The 16,898-nt window shown below is 36.5% G+C and carries 12 protein-coding genes; 7 read left to right on the top strand and 5 right to left on the bottom strand.

Annotation, left to right across the window (positions count from 1 at the left end):
* The first annotated feature begins 228 nt into the window (after positions 1-228).
* The 4 genes from F598_RS0108085 to F598_RS0108070 are packed head-to-tail and all read left to right on the top strand — an operon-like array spanning position 229 to position 6,397.
* The gene (locus tag F598_RS0108085) at positions 229-726 is read left to right on the top strand and encodes a GbsR/MarR family transcriptional regulator (protein WP_019038538.1); all 498 of its coding nucleotides are present in this window, start codon (positions 229-231) and stop codon (positions 724-726) included.
* The gene (locus F598_RS0108080; RefSeq protein ID WP_019038537.1) at positions 716-1,834 is read left to right on the top strand and encodes an efflux RND transporter periplasmic adaptor subunit; all 1,119 of its coding nucleotides are present in this window, start codon (positions 716-718) and stop codon (positions 1,832-1,834) included. Before F598_RS0108085 ends, F598_RS0108080 begins: the two co-directional genes overlap by 11 nt.
* A gap of 5 nt (positions 1,835-1,839) precedes the next feature.
* Positions 1,840-4,992, top strand: a complete 3,153-nt coding sequence (locus tag F598_RS0108075) for an efflux RND transporter permease subunit (RefSeq protein ID WP_019038536.1) — start codon at positions 1,840-1,842, stop codon at positions 4,990-4,992.
* Positions 4,993-5,002: 10 nt separating this feature from the next.
* Positions 5,003-6,397 carry an efflux transporter outer membrane subunit gene (locus F598_RS0108070; protein WP_019038535.1) on the top strand — a complete coding sequence of 465 codons (1,395 nt, stop codon included), beginning with the start codon at positions 5,003-5,005 and terminating at the stop codon, positions 6,395-6,397.
* Between the two features lie 77 nt (positions 6,398-6,474).
* Here the strand turns inward: F598_RS0108070 and capB are convergent, their stop codons facing one another.
* The 3 genes from capB to F598_RS0108055 all read right to left on the bottom strand — a co-directional run bounded on the left by capB (position 6,475) and on the right by F598_RS0108055 (position 11,048).
* Positions 6,475-7,734 (bottom strand): cysteate-C-fatty acyltransferase, encoded by a 1,260-nt coding sequence (gene capB, locus F598_RS0108065; RefSeq protein ID WP_019038534.1) that lies wholly within the window; start codon positions 7,732-7,734, stop codon positions 6,475-6,477.
* 38 nt (positions 7,735-7,772) lie between these two features.
* Positions 7,773-8,837 carry a cysteate synthase gene (capA, locus tag F598_RS0108060; RefSeq protein ID WP_019038533.1) on the bottom strand — a complete coding sequence of 355 codons (1,065 nt, stop codon included), beginning with the start codon at positions 8,835-8,837 and terminating at the stop codon, positions 7,773-7,775.
* 75 nt (positions 8,838-8,912) lie between these two features.
* Positions 8,913-11,048, bottom strand: coding sequence for a S9 family peptidase (locus F598_RS0108055; RefSeq protein ID WP_026302600.1), 2,136 nt, complete (start codon positions 11,046-11,048; stop codon positions 8,913-8,915).
* An 84-nt stretch (positions 11,049-11,132) separates the two neighbouring features.
* Here F598_RS0108055 and F598_RS0108050 point away from each other — a divergent pair, with 84 nt between their 5' ends.
* Positions 11,133-11,450, top strand: a complete 318-nt coding sequence (locus F598_RS0108050) for a YbaB/EbfC family nucleoid-associated protein (RefSeq protein WP_019038530.1) — start codon at positions 11,133-11,135, stop codon at positions 11,448-11,450.
* Between the two features lie 55 nt (positions 11,451-11,505).
* Here the strand turns inward: F598_RS0108050 and F598_RS0108045 are convergent, their stop codons facing one another.
* Together F598_RS0108045 and F598_RS0108040 are read right to left on the bottom strand one after the other, a co-directional pair.
* Complete coding sequence (locus F598_RS0108045) at positions 11,506-12,090, bottom strand: hypothetical protein (RefSeq protein ID WP_019038529.1); 585 nt, start codon at positions 12,088-12,090, stop codon at positions 11,506-11,508.
* Between the two features lie 7 nt (positions 12,091-12,097).
* Complete coding sequence (locus F598_RS0108040) at positions 12,098-13,453, bottom strand: NAD-dependent succinate-semialdehyde dehydrogenase (RefSeq protein WP_019038528.1); 1,356 nt, start codon at positions 13,451-13,453, stop codon at positions 12,098-12,100.
* A 178-nt stretch (positions 13,454-13,631) separates the two neighbouring features.
* Here F598_RS0108040 and F598_RS0108035 point away from each other — a divergent pair, with 178 nt between their 5' ends.
* Both F598_RS0108035 and F598_RS0108030 read left to right on the top strand, forming a co-directional pair.
* Complete coding sequence (locus F598_RS0108035) at positions 13,632-14,420, top strand: polysaccharide biosynthesis/export family protein (protein WP_019038527.1); 789 nt, start codon at positions 13,632-13,634, stop codon at positions 14,418-14,420.
* On the top strand, positions 14,420-16,891 hold the full coding sequence (locus tag F598_RS0108030) for a GumC family protein (protein WP_019038526.1): 2,472 nt from the start codon (positions 14,420-14,422) through the stop codon (positions 16,889-16,891). Before F598_RS0108035 ends, F598_RS0108030 begins: the two co-directional genes overlap by 1 nt.
* Positions 16,892-16,898: the final 7 nt, after the last annotated feature.

Below are 16,898 nucleotides of genomic sequence, written 5' to 3'. Positions count from 1 at the left end.
ATTAAATTTATTTTTTATCAAATTTATTTTAAAAACCTTCGACTTTAGCATTAACAATTATAATTAAATGTTAATTGTTTTAAGTTTGCTTATTCATGTTTCATTACAAATGATTAAAGTTTAAGACTTCTTCTCCTTTGTCTTAAGTAAAAACTAAAGTTTTATTGATTAGCATTAAAATTTCCCTAAGAAGTTCGCTTACAAACGAACTGCTTTTACTTTTGCCCCATGTCAAAAAATAAATCCTTAGAGAATAATTCTATTCACAGACTTCAAACTGACTTATCTAGGCATTTTGAATCTGAGCATCACTTCTCCCCTTTAGCAGCTAAAATTTATTCGCTCTTAATACTAAGTGAAACTAAGCATTTAACCTTTGAACAATTACTAGAATTCACCGAAGCAAGTAAAAGCTCTGTTTCCAATCAATTAAATTATTTAATAGATGAAGGGAGAATAGATTTCGATTACATCAAAGATCAAAGGAAGCGCTATTTCAAGACTAAAGAAGATTATTTAAATAAGACTCTAGAATCTCATCTGGAGAAAATAGAAAAAGAAATTAGCATATTATCTAAGGTGATTCGATTTAAAGAAGATAGAGATTTTGATAAAACTCTAGTTGACATTTTTAAAAATCATCTTGCTAATGAAAAGCGAAACCTATTAAAAACAATAGAACAACTAAATAAAAAGCGTCATAACATAAATACCCATGAAAAATAAATTGATGTTACTTACAGCACTAGTTATTATAATACTTGGATCCTGCCAGGATCAAGCTCAAAGACAAGCTCCACCACCGCCTCAGTTACCAATTATTGAAGTAGAAACGAAAGACGTAACGACTTATTCTGAGTATCCTACCCAGTTAGAAGGTGTTGTTAGTAGTGAAGTGAGAGCGAAAGTCGCAGGCTACATGACAGAGGTCGTTGTAGAAGAAGGGGCTGAAGTTAAAAAAGGTCAAATTCTATTTAGACTTGAAACAGAAAGCTTGAGTGGGGATGCCTCTGCTGCCAAAGCAAGAGTAAATGCAGCTCAAATTGAAGTTAATAAACTGAAACCTTTGGTAGAAAAAGAAATTGTTAGTGAACGTCAATTGGAAACTGCCAAGGCTCAATTAGAAACTGCTAAAAGTGATCTCAATAGTATTTCTGCTAATATTGATTATGCTACTATAAAAAGTCCAGTCGACGGCTATGTAGGAACAATAAATTATAGAGAGGGCGCATTAATCAATCCTTCAGATAGGCTACCCTTAACTAGGGTTGTTAAAACCAATGAGGTTTTTGCATTTTTCTCAGTCAATGAAAAAGATTTCCTCAATATGCTATCTCAACTAGACACTACGGATACTTCTAAAGGTAACTTAGAGTCAACATTTCCAGAAGTGAGCTTGGTCATGTCTAATGGTAAAGACTATAATTTGAAAGGTAAAATTTCCAGTGTGTCTAATCAGGTTAATCGGGAAACAGGAACCGTAAGGTTTAGAGCAACTTTCGATAACCCCAATTTTACACTCAGAGATGGGTTAACCGGTACGATTAAAATTCCTAAATATCTAGAAAATGCCAGAATAGTCCCAAGACTATCCACTTTCTCGAGACAAGGCAAAGTGTTTGTTTTCAATTTCAATGACTCCGACTCTACAGTTACTGAAAAATCAATTGAAGTCACCAGAGCTGACCCTTACTACATCATCAATTCAGGTCTTCAAATCAATGAGAAAATTGTTGGCAAGGGAGTGAATAAAATCAAGAATAATGACAAAATAATTCCACAGCCTTCCACCATGGACTCTATAGTGAACTCATTCGATCAAGTTTTTAAATAATAATTATGCTAAAGAAATTTATAGAGAGACCTGTTCTTTCCACCGTCATTTCCATTATCTTAGTGATGCTTGGAATTTTGGGGATTCAAGAATTACCGGTCACCCAATACCCAGACATTGCTCCACCAACAGTGCAAGTAACCACTAGCTTTCCTGGAGCCAATGCTGAAACGATTCTAGAAAGTGTTATTATACCCATAGAAGAGGAAATCAATGGGGTTGAAGGAATGACTTACATCACTTCCTCTGCCAGTAATAATGGTAGTGCTACCATTACTGTATTTTTCGAACAAGAATATGATCCAGATATCGCTGCAGTCAATGTTCAGAACAGGGTAGCCAGAGCTAATGCCGTTTTACCAGATGAAGTCATCAGGAGTGGTGTCATCACAGAAAAACAGCAAAATTCCGCCTTGCTTTACGCAGCCATCTATTCAACTAATGAAGATTACTCAGACACTTATGTGCAAAATTATCTCAACATCAACGTTCGTCCAGAATTACAACGTATTGATGGAGTTGCCAATGTAAGTGTTTTTGGAAGTAAAGATTATTCAATGCGGGTATGGTTGGATCCCGACAAGATGGCTAATTACAATATAAATGCATCAGAGGTGATTGCTTCCATACGCGAGCAAAGTCAAGAAGCAGCGGCTGGTACTGTTGCTCAAAATGCTGGTAAAGCCTTTGAATATGTCATCACTTACAGAGGTCGTCTCAAAACCTCTGAAGAATATGGTAATATCATTTTGAAAAGCTATGACAACAATCAATTCTTAAGACTGAAAGATGTTGCAGAGGTGGAGCTCGATGCTTTTTCATATAACTCTTTATCTAGAAGTAAAGGCTATCCGGGGGTTAACTTCGGTATTTTCCAAACCCCTGGTTCTAACGCTCAGGAAATCATTGAAAACATCTATGATAAGATGGACGAATTGGAAAGTAATTTTCCTGAGGGGGTTGAGTACCTGGTAAATTACGATACTAATGAGTTTCTTACCGCTTCCATCAATAAAGTACAAACCACTCTTATTGAGGCTTTCTTACTAGTGTTCTTAGTGGTATTTTTATTTTTACAGGACTTTAAATCTACTTTAATACCAGCTATAGCTGTGCCTGTGTCTATTATAGGTACCTTTTTCTTCTTGAATTTATTTGGCTATTCGATCAACTTATTAACACTGTTTGCATTATTACTAGCCATTGGTATTGTAGTTGATGATGCCATAGTTGTGGTTGAAGCCGTTTACGCTAAACTAGAAGATGGTGCTGAAAACGCCAAAGAAGCGTCAATTTCGGCAATGAGCGAAATCAGTGGCGCTATTGTTTCCATCACCTTGGTTATGGCCGCTGTTTTTATTCCGATTACCTTCATTAAAGGGCCAGCAGGTGTGTTTTACGAACAATTTGGAGTAACCCTGATTGTCGCCATCGTTATTTCTGCGGTTAATGCTTTAACCTTGAGTCCGGCACTTTGCGCACTCTTTCTGAAACCACCAAAAGAACAGGAAGATAAACCAAATTTATTACAACGCTTTTATAATTCATTTAATGCTGGATTTAATGCCGTTTTAAACAAATACGTTCATTCCTTAAAATTTTTGGTAAAGCAAAAATGGGTAACTGTGTTGATATTAATCATTGCTGGTGTCGCCATTTATTTTGCTAATCAAATGACCCCTAAAGGATTTGTACCTACGGAAGACAGAGGAGTCGTGTTCATGAACTTAGAGCTTCCTGTAGGCTCTTCTTTGGATAGAACCTTTAAAGCTACCGAAGAGATATACGATCGGATTCAGGATATTGAAGGGATCCGAACGGCTTCATTGATTTCGGGTCGGAATTTCTTTTCTGGAAGCGGAAGCTCTTACGCACAGGGATTCATTATTTTAGAAAACTGGGATAAACGAACGACAGACGCGACTCAAATTAATGCGATTGTAGGAAAGTTGAATCAGGCAACATCAGGTATAGCTGATGCTAAAATTCAATTCTTCACCCCTCCAAGTGTACCTGGATATGGAGCTGCAGATGGGTTTGAAATGCAACTGATAGACAGAGCAGCAGGGCCTCTGGAAGATTTAGATAACGAGGCCAATAAGTTAGTAGGTGGACTCTTTCAGGAGCCTTCTATTGCTTTTGCCAATAGCTCCTTCAATACAGATTTCCCTCAGTACGAAATGGATTTAAATGTGTCGAAGATAAAAGCAAGCGGACTTACAGTAAATGATGTTTTAACAACGATGCAATCTTACGTTGGTGGGTTCTTTGTTTCCAATTTTTCAAATTTTGGTAAACAATACCGAGTATTCGTACAGGCACTTCCAGAAGATCGTGAGAGCGAAGCTAGTCTCAATAGTGTGTTTTTGAAACTTCCTTCTGGAGAAAAGGCACCAGTTTCTGAATTTGTAAGCTTAAAACGAAGTTACGGGCCTCAAGTCATCAACAGATTCAACCTTTATAATGCTGTGACTATCAATGGAAGTACGACCCCAGGATTTAGTTCTGGTGACGCCATCGAATCCATTCGTAAAGTTTCAGAAGAACAATTGGGTAGAGATTATGATATTGCCTTTTCTGGAATTACAAGAGAAGAGATTGCTGCCAGCGGACAATCCATCATAATCTTTGCTTTGAGTATTTTATTTGTGTATTTCTTTCTTGCCGCTCAATATGAAAGCTACATGCTTCCTTTTGCAGTCATTCTATCCTTACCCATCGGTGTTGCAGGAGCGTTTTGGAGTACAAATTTAGCTGGACTACAGAATAACATTTATTTTCAAATTGCACTAATCATGCTGGTAGGTTTATTAGCCAAAAACGCAATTCTGATTGTTGAATTTGCCATACAGCGGCGACAGGAAGGCATGAGTATCTATGAAGCCGCACTGGACGGTGCCAAAGTAAGACTAAGACCTATTTTAATGACTTCTTTCGCTTTCATTCTAGGACTCCTACCACTAGTATTAGCCACAGGCGTTGGAGCAAAGGGTAATAATTCTATCGGGACTGGAGCTGCAGGGGGGCTTCTTATTGGAACTGTTATTGGTGTTTTCGTAATACCTGTGCTTTTCGTTGTCTTTCAATGGCTCCAAGAAAAGGTAAGTCCATCCAGCAGAGCTCAGGTAGAAGAGTCCAAATCAAATACTAAAGCATAAAGAAAAGATCATGAAATATATTATAAAATCACTCCTTATAGTCTTTTGTTTATCCTCTCTACAATCTTGTTTTGTAGCCAAGGATTATGAGCGACCTGAAGATAACATAGAGTCGGTAAGTTATAGAACCGATCAATTACCTGGAGATTCAATACCAGTCTCCAAGGTGAGCTGGCGGGAGCTATTTAAAGATACAATACTTCAGAATCACATTGAAGAAGCTCTAATAAACAATCAGGACATCAGGATAGCCTTACAACAAATCAATGCAGCAAACTCATTTTTCAAGCAAGGCAAAGCAGGCTATTTTCCAACTGTAGATGTAAATGGAACATATACGCATCAAGAGTTGTCTCCAAATTCGCAGTTTGGTAGTTTTTTCTCTTCTTTAGATCAATATGAACTTAATGCGTCTTTGTCTTGGGAAGCAGATATCTGGGGAAAAATTAGAAGCAATAAGAGAGCAGCTCAAGCCAGTTTCATGCAGTCTCAGGCTGTTCATAAAGCTGTAAAAACAGATTTGATTTCCAGAATTGCATCTGGATATTACCAAATTCTGGCCTTGGATGAACAAGTTCAAATCACTGAAGCGACTCTTAAAAGCAGAAGAAAAAGTTTAGAAACGACCAAAGCTTTAAAAGAGGCCGGAAATGTAACATCTGTTGCCGTTAGCCAAACAGAAGCTCAAGTTTATAATGCAGAGGCGCTACTTATCGATTTAAAAAATGACATTAAACTTTTAGAAAATACCCTTTCGATTTTAAAGGGGGAATCACCTAATCAATTGGCCCGATCTAATTTTTCTAAACAGGAGATCAACCAGGAATTAACAACAGGTATAGCCTCAGATCTTCTGGAGAATAGACCCGATGTTATTGCAGCAGAATACAGTTTGATAAATGCTTTTGAGTTGACCAACGCTGCAAAAAGCCGGTTTTATCCATCGATTACCATATCGGCAACAGGAGGTTTTCAAAGCTTAGATCCTTCAGATTTTATTTCAGCTAACTCTTTGTTTTTAACTCTTATTGGAGGTCTAACTCAGCCCATATTCAATAGAAGACAAATCAGAACTGAATATGAAGTCGCCTTAAGTGAGAAAGAACAGGCCTTATTGAATTTTGAGAAAACCTTACTTGTAGCGAGTAGAGAAGTTTCTGATGCCATGCTAAATTATGAAAATGCCCAACAACGTATTGAAGTAAAAACAAAAGAGTACGAAGCTTATCAACAAGCTCTAGGAGATTCTAAAGAACTTTTAAACAATGGCCTTGCTAATTATCTTGAGGTACTAAGTGCACAAGAAAATGCCTTAGCTACACAACTCGAAGTGAGCCAAACTAAGTTTGATAAGTTTAGTGCAATGGTAGAACTCTACAGAAGTCTTGGAGGAGGATGGCAATAAATTATTTGACTAATTTTTTCCATAAAAAAAGAGCTAAACTAATGTTTAGCTCTTTTTTTATGGAAAATATCTAAGGCTTATCTTTCCATTTTATCCATCAAAGCCTGAGATAATTTTTTATAAGTTCCATTCTCTAAGCGTTCTCTAATCGCTGAAAAGGCTTTCAGTGTTAAATCAATATCTTCCATAGTGTGCGTTGCTGTAGGAATCATTCTTAAAAGGATCAAACCTTTTGGAATTACAGGATACACTACAATAGAACAAAAAATACCGTGATTTTCTCTAAGATCCTTCACCAAAGCCATGGCTTCTGGGATGCTACCTTTCAGATAAACAGGAGTTACACAACTAGTGGTCGTTCCTATGTCAAAACCATTATCTTTCAATCCATTTTGAAGTGCATTAACGTTCTCCCAAAGCTTCTCTTTGAACTTGGTTGAATTTCTAATGAGCTCCAAACGTTTTAAAGCACCTTCAACTAGTGACATTTGCAATGATTTTGCAAACATTTGAGATCTCAAATTATATTTCAAATAATCGATGATTTCTTTATCGGCTGCAATGAAGGCGCCTGTACTAGCCATAGACTTGGCAAACGTAGCAAAATATACATCTATTTCATCTTGAACGCCTTGCTCCTCTCCTGCTCCGGCTCCTGTTTTACCTAGAGTACCAAATCCATGAGCATCATCGACTAATAATCTAAAGTTGTATTTTTTCTTTAGCTCAACAATTTCCTTAAGCTTTCCTTGCTCACCTCTCATACCGAAAACACCTTCAGAAATGAAAAGAACACCACCTCCGGTTTGTTCAGCAATTTTCTCGGCTCTGGCAAGATTTAGCTCGATACTATCTAAGTCGTTGTGTTTGTAGGTAAAACGCTTACCTAAGTGTAAACGAACACCATCTATAATACAGGCGTGTGCATCTACATCATAAACGATGACATCATCTTTACCTACCAAAGCATCGATGGTAGAAAGAATACCCTGGTAACCAAAATTAAGCACATAAGCAGCTTCTTTACTCACAAAGTTTGCCAGTTCGTTTTGCAGTTGTTCATGAAGTTCAGTATGACCACTCATCATACGAGCACCCATAGGATATGCACTTCCCCATTTTTTTACAGCTTCTTCGTCTGTCTTTCTTACTTCAGGATGATTTGCCAGTCCCAAGTAGTCGTTAATACTCCAGGTGATTACTTCTCGACCCTGGAATTGCATTCTATTACTGATTTGTCCCTCTAGTTTTGGGAAAACAAAATAGCCTTCAGCTTGGTCAGCCCATTTTCCTAAAGGACCTTTATCTCTATAAATCTTTGCAAATAAATCTTTCATGTTGATATATTTTGTGGTACAAACTTAAACTGAATCAATTAATTGATATTAGTGATATGGGCTTTTTTAAGATTGCTTTTACTTTGTTCATCGTTTAAGCCAGGATAGTTAGTAAATCCTTGCTCTTTCATCCATGAATCTGAGAAAACTTTGCTCATGTATCTTGATCCATGATCTGGAAAAATAGCAACAACTTTACTGTTTGAATCAAATTCGCCTTCATTAGCTAATTGATGAACCCCTTGCATGACAGCTCCACTAGTATAGCCTACAAACATGCCTTCTTCTTTGGCAATGGTTCTAGCCATATAAGCACTATCCTCATCGCTTACTTTCGTAAACTTATCTATACTTTTGAAATCTGTTGCAGTTGGAATCAGGTTTTTTCCTAAGCCTTCAATTTTATAGGGGTATATTTCACTTTTATCGAGTTTACCAGTTTCATGGTATTTCTGAAGAACAGATCCAAAAGCATCAATACCCAAAATACGAATATTCGGATTTTTTTCTTTCAAATATCTGGCTGTCCCAGAAATTGTTCCTCCAGTTCCGCTACAAGCCACCAAATGGGTGATTTGACCTTCAGTCTGACTCCAAATTTCTGGTCCTGTAGTGAGGTAATGAGCATCGATGTTTAACTCATTGAAATACTGATTGATATAAATTGAACCCGGAGTTTCTTTATGTAAACGTTTAGCGACTTCATAGTAAGACCTGGGATCATCGGGGGCAACGTTAGCAGGACAAACTGTAACTTCAGCTCCCATAGTTTTCAATAGTGAAATCTTGTCTTTTGAAGACTTAGAACTCACAGCTAGAATACACTTATACCCTTTTATCGCTGAAACCATAGCAATACTAAATCCTGTATTTCCGGAAGTGGTTTCAATTATAGTATCTCCAGGTTTTAAGTCACCATTTTCTTCTGCTCTTTCAATGATATAATGAGCTATTCTGTCTTTGGAAGACAGTCCTGGATTTTGAGCCTCGTACTTAGCAAAAAAATCGCCTTGAAAATGTTGAGTTATATTTTTTAATCTTATTAATGGTGTACAGCCTACTAAGGATAACAAGCTATCGTGAACATTCAAATTTTTATGCATAAAGCCAACGTCTTTTCACGTAAGTAATGTCTAATAAATAAATAACAGGGGGCTAAATTACAATTTTTTTTCCGATTACTTTGAAATTTGCTCCAAATCCAAAATAAAAGCATAGTCTTTAGCGAGCTCCTTTAATGCCTCAAATCTACCAGAAGCTCCACCGTGACCAGCATCCATATTAGTCTCCAAAAATAGCTTATTGTCATCGGTTTTAAGATCTCTCAATTTGGCTACCCATTTAGCAGGTTCCCAATATTGAACTTGAGAATCGTAAAGACCAGTGGTTACCAGTAGATTAGGGTAAGCTTTGGATTCTACGTTATCATATGGTGAATATGATTTTATGTAATCATAGTATTCTTTATCATTTGGGTTCCCCCATTCATCATACTCTCCTGTCGTTAATGGTATAGATTCATCAAGCATCGTAGTAACCACATCCACAAAAGGAACAGCAGCAATCACTCCATTATAAAGCTCTGGAGCCATATTGATAACAGCGCCCATTAGTAGGCCTCCTGCACTTCCACCCATGGCATATAAATGCTCTGGAGATGTATATTTTTGCTCAATTAAATATTCTGAAATATCCACAAAATCTGTAAACGTATTTTTCTTATGAAGTAATTTCCCTTTTTCGTACCACTCTCTGCCCAAGTACTCCCCGCCTCGAACATGTGCAATCGCATAGATAAAACCTCGGTCTAAAAGCGATAAGCGTGTAGTAGAAAAATAAGGATCCATAGTCGCTCCATAACTCCCATACCCGTATTGTAATAAAGGATTGCTACCGTCTCGTTTGATTCCTTTTTTATAAACTAATGACACAGGGACTTCAGTACCGTCCTGAGCAGTAGCCCATATTCTCTCTGAGATATAATTGTTCTTATCAAAATCAGGATCCTGAACTTCTTGTTCTTTTAATATTTTTTCAGATTTATCAACCATGTCAAACTCAATCACAGACGATGGTGTGGTTAAAGAGTTATAGGTATATCTTAATTTGTTGGTATCAAAATCTACGTTGGTCGATGTTCTTGCTGTATATGTTTCACTAGTGAATGGTAAGTAGTAAGCTTCGGTATCATCCCATCTTTTCACATGTATTCTGGTTAAACCATTATAACGCTCACTGGTAACCAAAAAGTCTTTAAAGATGTCTATTCCTTCTATTAGGACATCCTTCCTATGTGGAATCACTTCACTCCAATTATCTTCCGAGGTAGAATTCACAGAGGTTTTCATCAACTTGAAATTCTGAGCATCATCTTTATTAGTCAAAATATAAAAATGATCTTTATAGTGTGCAATACTGTATTCTAGACCTCTTCTTCTTTCAGAAAATACCTGAAAATTTTCATCAGGAGTGTTGGCATCTAAAATCTGATACTCATCAGACATGGTGCTAGACGAACCAATGATCAAATAGTCTTTAGATTTAGTTTTGTAGACATAAGCATTAAAAGTTTCGTCGGTTTCTTCAAAAACAAGCTCATCGCTCTCCACATCACTCCCTAAAGTATGTTTAAAAATTTGATTAGACCTTAACGTCTGCTCATCTTTTCTCGTATAAAATAAGGTCTTATTATCATTGGCCCAGGTAGACCCTCCAGTAGTGGTTTCAATTTTTTCAGGTAAAATCTCACCAGTCTTCAAATTTTTAATCTGAATGGTGTATTTTCTTCTACTCACAGTATCAATACCGAACGACGCATACGTGTTATCTGGGCTTACACTCACTCCTCCAAGATTGAAATAAGAATGCCCTTTGGCCATTTCGTTACAATCAAACATGATTTCCTCTTCTGCTTCCATGGAGCCTTTTCTTCGCGTATAAATCGGATAATCTTTTCCTGTCTCATATTTGACTTGATACCAGTAACCATTCAATTTATAGGGAACTGATGAGTCATCTTCTTTAATCCTGGACTTCATCTCTTCAAAAAGCTCATTTTGAAAAGCTTTCGTATGAGACGTTGATTCTTCGTAGTATTGATTTTCGGCATTGAGATAATCAATCACCTTCTGGTCTTCTCTATCGTTCATCCAGTAATAATTATCTATTCTGTCATCACCATGAATTGAAAGTGTTTTAGGTTTCTTTTCAGCTACTGGTGATTTAATATCTGTATTAGTCATGTTTGAATTTTCATTTTTGCAAGAGGTTGCAAATATAAAGCTTAGAGCCAGAACAGGAATTAATTGTTTCATAAGACTAGTTTTTAAATTATTGGATAGTGTAAGGTTTTAGGCTTACAATATACTAATTTTGCAGTTCACTAAAATTTAAAAATTATGTTTGGAGATATGATGGGTATGATGAATAAAATCAAAGAAACCCAGACAAAAGTGGAAGAAACCAAAAAGCGATTAGACTCTGTTATGCTTATGGAAAAAAGCAATGACGAATTATTGCAAGTGAAAATTTCAGCAAATAGAGAACTAAAGTCCATTCAAATCAGTGATGAATTACTTGAAGATAAAGAACAATTAGAGGATTACCTTATACTGACTTTAAATAAAGCCATAAAGCAAGCTGGAGAAGTGAACGATGCAGAAGTTTCTGCAGTTGCCAAAAAGGGTATGCCAGATATACCAGGACTTACCAGCTAGGAATTGTTAACCTCAGGCTGTTTTAGTCTGAGGTTAAATCTTCAATTTTTTTAATTTAGTTTACTTTAATCGTTTTTTTGGAGCTTCTATTGGTGGGAACCCAGCCAAATGTAAAATTAAGCAGAGGACCAAAACCACTTTCAACCGCTAAGCCATCGTAATAACCTACACCAACTTCAAAAGTGGTATTGAAGCCTTTTTTATTGGTTCTTTGCCATCCATAAACACCTCCATAAAAAGCCAAAGAAAATTCTCCGATATCATCCAGATTATTAGCCAGCTGTAAAGGCTCCCAAAAGACAGTCCTCGCTGGTCCAATATAATTTGCAGAATTACCAATGACTTTCATTCCAAAATTATAACGCTTTTTAAAGTTGTGGTAATATCTTAAACGGGTATGCCAGGCCAGGCCAAAAGAATAGCCTTCTTCATAAGTAGCAAGTCCTGGTGCTAAACTTGAAGAGATGCTTACATTCTTAAAGAGCCCAAGTTCATAACGAAACCCAATTAAGTTGAGTGTGATTTGATGTCTTTCTAAATTCGGAGTTCCATCCATACTTTCAACAAATTGTTGAGCCTTACTGGAGGTATTGACTCCAAATAAGAGGGATATAAAAACTAGAATAAAGGTTTTGTTCATAAGATTGTTATTTGATGTAAACAGTTTTTCGATTCACAAATTCTAAAATTCCATCTTTAGCAAGCTCTCTTCCAAAACCAGAGGCTTTAGTTCCACCAAATGGTAATCTGGGGTCAGACTTCACCAATTCATTAACAAAAAAGGCTCCGTCACTTACGTTATTGATGTAGGCATGTGCTCTTGAAGTATCTTTTGTAAAAAGGCTCACTCCTAAACCAAACCTTGAATCGTTAGCATAACGAAAAGCCTCATCAGCAGATTTTACTTTGATCATAGCTGCCAAAGGTCCAAACGTTTCTTCGATAAAGGCTGGCATATCTTTAGTCACATTCCCCAGCACCGTTGGCTCGTGAAAACAGTCGTTTTGTTGACCTCCAAGTAATAACTTTGCTCCTGCTTTTATTGATTCATTTACTTGATTCTGAAGCTTTTCTGCCAGATCAATTCTGGCTAGAGGTCCAATCTCAGTATTGTCTAACATAGGATCGCCTGTTTTAAGTTTTTTAACTCGTTTTATAAAACCTTCCACAAATTTATCGTAGATAGATTCCACAAGAATGAAGCGTTTTGCAGCAATACAACTTTGTCCTGAGTTCATCATTCTAGCTTTTACTGCCGTATCTAAAGCCAATTCTAAATCGGCGTCTTCCAAAACGATAAAGGCGTTATTTCCACCGAGTTCTAAAACGCTTTTTTTGATGTGCTTACTTGCCAGCTGAGCTACAGATGAACCTGCAGACTCACTTCCTGTAAGCGTGATGGCTTTTACTGCATCATGAGAGATCACATTTTCAGTATCGTCCTGATGTATAATTAAATTTTGAAAAGCTCCTTTTGGATAACCTGCTCTCAAAAACAGTTCTTCTATTTTTTGAGCACAACCAAATACGTTTGGCGCATGCTTTAAAAGTGCAGTATTCCCTGCAGACAAAGTGGGAGCCGCAAATCTAAACACCTGCCAGAATGGAAAATTCCAGGGCATCACTGCGAAAACACTTCCGATAGGACTATGCCTCACAAAGCTTTCTGAAGCATCCGTTGTAATGACTTCATCTTTAAGAAAATCCTTAGCATGTTCAGCATAATACTCGCATACCCAGGCACACTTTTCAATTTCTGATTTTGATTCTGTAATAGGCTTGCCCATTTCTAGGCTAATAGTCTTAGCGAGATCAGTAGTCTCACTGCGTAATAAGGAGGCAACAGTGGCAAGTAATTCGGTACGCTTAGCAATTGGAGTATGTTGCCATTCCTGATATATTTGAGACGATAATTCTAGCTTTTGATTAAGCTCTTCTTGTGAAAGTGACTCGTACGTATTAATAGTCTTATTGGTATAAGGATTGGTGGTTTCAAAAATCATTGTTTTTCGTATTTATTAAATTGAAAGATAAGTTAATCCAAAAACCACCTTGAAGATTTTAACGTTTTTATATATCGAGCACTAGAACTATCTTTGTTACGTTATCGTACATAAAATGTAAGTTATCAGTTTTTGTTTCTAAATCAAAAACTATATTTGCCCTATAATTAACCATTGAATGAAATTCACATCTATCATTTTAGCTTTTATCGTGTTAAGCTCTTTAACATCTTGTATTAGCACTAAAAGACTGACCTATTTGGCAGAAGATGACCAAAACAAAATCGATAGTCTTATATCAATTCAGCAGATGCAACCTGCTTACCGGGTGCAGATCAACGATTTATTGAGCATAAGAGTAAAAGCACTCGATCAGGAATTGACCAGTATGTTCAACCCAATTGGTGACACTGAAAACTCCAATGCAACCACTGAAGAAAAGGCATATTTTGATGGTTTCCTGGTTAATAGACATGGTAAAATAAGAATTCCTACACTCGGTGAGATAAAGGTCATTGGGCTTACACTCGAAGAAATACGATTAAAATTAGAACAAAAACTTCTTGAAGATTACTTTAAGTCGGAAGCCAACATTTTCATTACCGTGAAACTCGCCGGACTTCGATACACTACCCTAGGTGAAATAGGCACAGGAAGCCAGGTGATCTATAAAGAACAAGTCTCGATTATGGAGGCCGTAGCCAATGCAGGCGATATAACAATCTATGGCGACAGAAGAAATGTCAAAATTCTTCGTCAATATCCCGAGGGACAGCGAATTCATAGAGTAGATTTAACTAAAATATCTGCGGTAAATTCCCCTTTTTATTACATACAACCCAATGATCTTATAATCGTGGATCCACTTCCACAGAAATCATTTGGTATCGGTGAGACTGGGTTTGGAACAATCGCCACAGTATTTTCGTTACTAACAGGACTTACAATATTATTAATAAGACTTTAATGGATGAAGATTTTGAAATAAACGAATCCAGTGGATACTTTGATTTTAAAGGATTTATCGTAAAGATCTTTAGTTACTGGTATCTCTTTGTCATCAGTATTCTCATCGGACTCGGTATTGCCTATTTTATCAATGTTAGGAAACAACCCATATATCAAATAGAGAGTTTAATTACTGTGAAAGATGATCAAAATCCATTTTTCACTTCCAATACCAGCCTGACGTTTAATTGGGGGGGAGTTTCAGACAAGGTGAATACAACGGTCACCACGCTTAAAACCAGAACTCATAATGAAAAGGTAGTCAACAGGCTACGCTATTACATCCAATATTTTGATGAAGGCAAATATCAAAAGGAGGACGCCTACGGGCGAGTCCCTTTTGTAGTAGTTGAAGACAGCTTAAATTATCAACTTTTAGGTAGAAAATTATCTGTCACCTTTTTAGATGAAAATACTTTCAAGTTAGAGCTTTCTTTTGAAGATGAAGATCCGGGAAATTTGGGGTTTTATAATTATTCAACCAAAGAACAGGAATCCCGATTTTCTGATAAAGAAAATTACAGTGAAACTTTCTCGACCTCAAAATATGTGGACTCACCTTACTTCAAAGGCAGGATTTTGAGAAACACAATTCCTTTAAAGGAAGGTAAGACTTATTATTTCCAATTCAATAATTACTATTCAACCGTTAAGAAATACCAAGATTTAAACGTATCTCCAGAAAACAAAGGAAGTTCTATCTTAAAACTGTCCCTCAACGGTCACAATAAGGAAAAGCTTGTAGACTATCTCAACACCACAGTGAGGGTACTGAGTGAGGATATGTTAAATCGAAAAAATTTATTTGCGACCAAAACCATACGGTTTATTGACAGTAGCTTAACGGAAAAGTCAAAGGAATTAAAATCTGTTGAGCAAGAACTCAATCAATTTAAGATCAGTAATGACATCATTGATCTCACGGCTGAAAGCAGTGAAATAAGACAACGATTAACCAATTTAGACCTAGAAAAAAATGAAATCCAACGACAGTTGGATTATTACAACAGATTAGAAAAATACTTAAGAAACCGATCAAATTATACAGATGTGCCTGCACCCTCTGTGGCTGGAATCGACGAGCCTAGTATTAGCTCTGCAGTTGGTAAAATTGTAGAATTATCTGAGCAAAGAAGCAAGTATGCTTATTCTTTAAAAACTGATGCTCCTGTATTTGACGATATAGACCGACAAATTGATGCTACTAAATCAGTTCTACTTGAAAATATTGAATCTTCTAAAGATATTTTACAAGAGCAAATACAGACAGTAAGATCCAATACAGCAGAACTTGAAAAACAAATTCGAACTTTACCTAAAGAGCAGCAGGATTTACTAAAAATTGAGCGTAGGTATACCATCAGTGAGGAAACATACAGTCTTTTTCTAAGCAAAAGAAACGAAGCTGGTCTCATTAAAGCAGCCAATGTAAGTGATGTTCAAATCATCGATAAAGCGATGGACACCGGAGGAGGGAAAATCGGTCCCAATACTCAGCTTAATTATGTGATGGCTTTACTCATCGGAAGCTTTATACCTTTAGTTTTTGTGTTTTTACTTGTATTTTTAGATAACAAAATCAACAATCCTAAAGATATCAACAAGTTGTCACCTATACCAATTCTAGGTGTAGTAGGTAAAAGCAAAAACAACAATAACCTGGCTGTATTTTCAAAACCAAGATCTGCCATTGCGGAAAGTTTTAGAGGGCTTAGAACCAGTATGCAATTTATCTTTAAGCAAAAGCACATTCAAGGAAACAAGACCATCCTGATTACTTCATCTGTAAGTGGAGAAGGAAAGACCTTTACAGCCATCAATATGGCTTCTGTATTCTCCATGAGCGGAAAGAAAACTCTATTGATTGGCTTGGATCTTAGAAAACCTAAAATATTTGAGGATTTTGAAATTACCAATGATATTGGTATTGTCAATTACTTGATAGAACAGGATACCATAGAAGGTATAACTCAAACAACCAACTACGAAAACTTAGATGTTATTGTTTCTGGACCAGTTCCTCCCAATCCCTCAGAACTTTTAATGTCTGATAAAATGGATGTTTTATTCACGACTTTAAAAGAAAAATATGATTGTATCATCATGGACACTCCTCCTATAGGCTTGGTTTCCGATGCTTTGAATTTAGGGAAATATGCCGATGCCTCTTTATACCTTATTAGACAAAATTACACAAAGAAAGCCATGCTTAGTGTTATTAATGAAAAGTATGAAAAAGGAGAAGTGAGGAACATAAGCTTTATTCTTAACTATTTTCAGCATAAAGCTAAATACGGCTATGGTTACGGTTATGGGTACGGGTATGGCTATGGCTACGGAAGATATGGAAATGGTTATCTGCAGATGGACAAAAAGCGATCGTTGAGAAAACGTATCAAAAGAAAATTTAAAAAACTATTTAAAGCATAAAATAAAT

It is taken from the genome of Psychroflexus tropicus DSM 15496 (assembly GCF_000378765.1).
Taxonomy (GTDB): Bacteria; Bacteroidota; Bacteroidia; order Flavobacteriales; family Flavobacteriaceae; genus Psychroflexus; species Psychroflexus tropicus.
This window is presented reverse-complemented; position numbering and strand designations above follow the sequence as displayed.

Coding starts and splice junctions, on each gene's coding strand:
- capA (WP_019038533.1), bottom strand. CDS start 8,837: ATGCATAAAAATTTGAATGTTCACGATAGCTTGTTATCCTTAGTAGGC.
- F598_RS0108035 (WP_019038527.1), top strand. CDS start 13,632: ATGAAATTCACATCTATCATTTTAGCTTTTATCGTGTTAAGCTCTTTA.
- F598_RS0108050 (WP_019038530.1), top strand. CDS start 11,133: ATGTTTGGAGATATGATGGGTATGATGAATAAAATCAAAGAAACCCAG.
- F598_RS0108040 (WP_019038528.1), bottom strand. CDS start 13,453: ATGATTTTTGAAACCACCAATCCTTATACCAATAAGACTATTAATACG.
- F598_RS0108075 (WP_019038536.1), top strand. CDS start 1,840: ATGCTAAAGAAATTTATAGAGAGACCTGTTCTTTCCACCGTCATTTCC.
- F598_RS0108030 (WP_019038526.1), top strand. CDS start 14,420: ATGGATGAAGATTTTGAAATAAACGAATCCAGTGGATACTTTGATTTT.
- F598_RS0108055 (WP_026302600.1), bottom strand. CDS start 11,048: ATGAAACAATTAATTCCTGTTCTGGCTCTAAGCTTTATATTTGCAACC.
- F598_RS0108080 (WP_019038537.1), top strand. CDS start 716: ATGAAAAATAAATTGATGTTACTTACAGCACTAGTTATTATAATACTT.
- capB (WP_019038534.1), bottom strand. CDS start 7,734: ATGAAAGATTTATTTGCAAAGATTTATAGAGATAAAGGTCCTTTAGGA.
- F598_RS0108045 (WP_019038529.1), bottom strand. CDS start 12,090: ATGAACAAAACCTTTATTCTAGTTTTTATATCCCTCTTATTTGGAGTC.
- F598_RS0108085 (WP_019038538.1), top strand. CDS start 229: ATGTCAAAAAATAAATCCTTAGAGAATAATTCTATTCACAGACTTCAA.
- F598_RS0108070 (WP_019038535.1), top strand. CDS start 5,003: ATGAAATATATTATAAAATCACTCCTTATAGTCTTTTGTTTATCCTCT.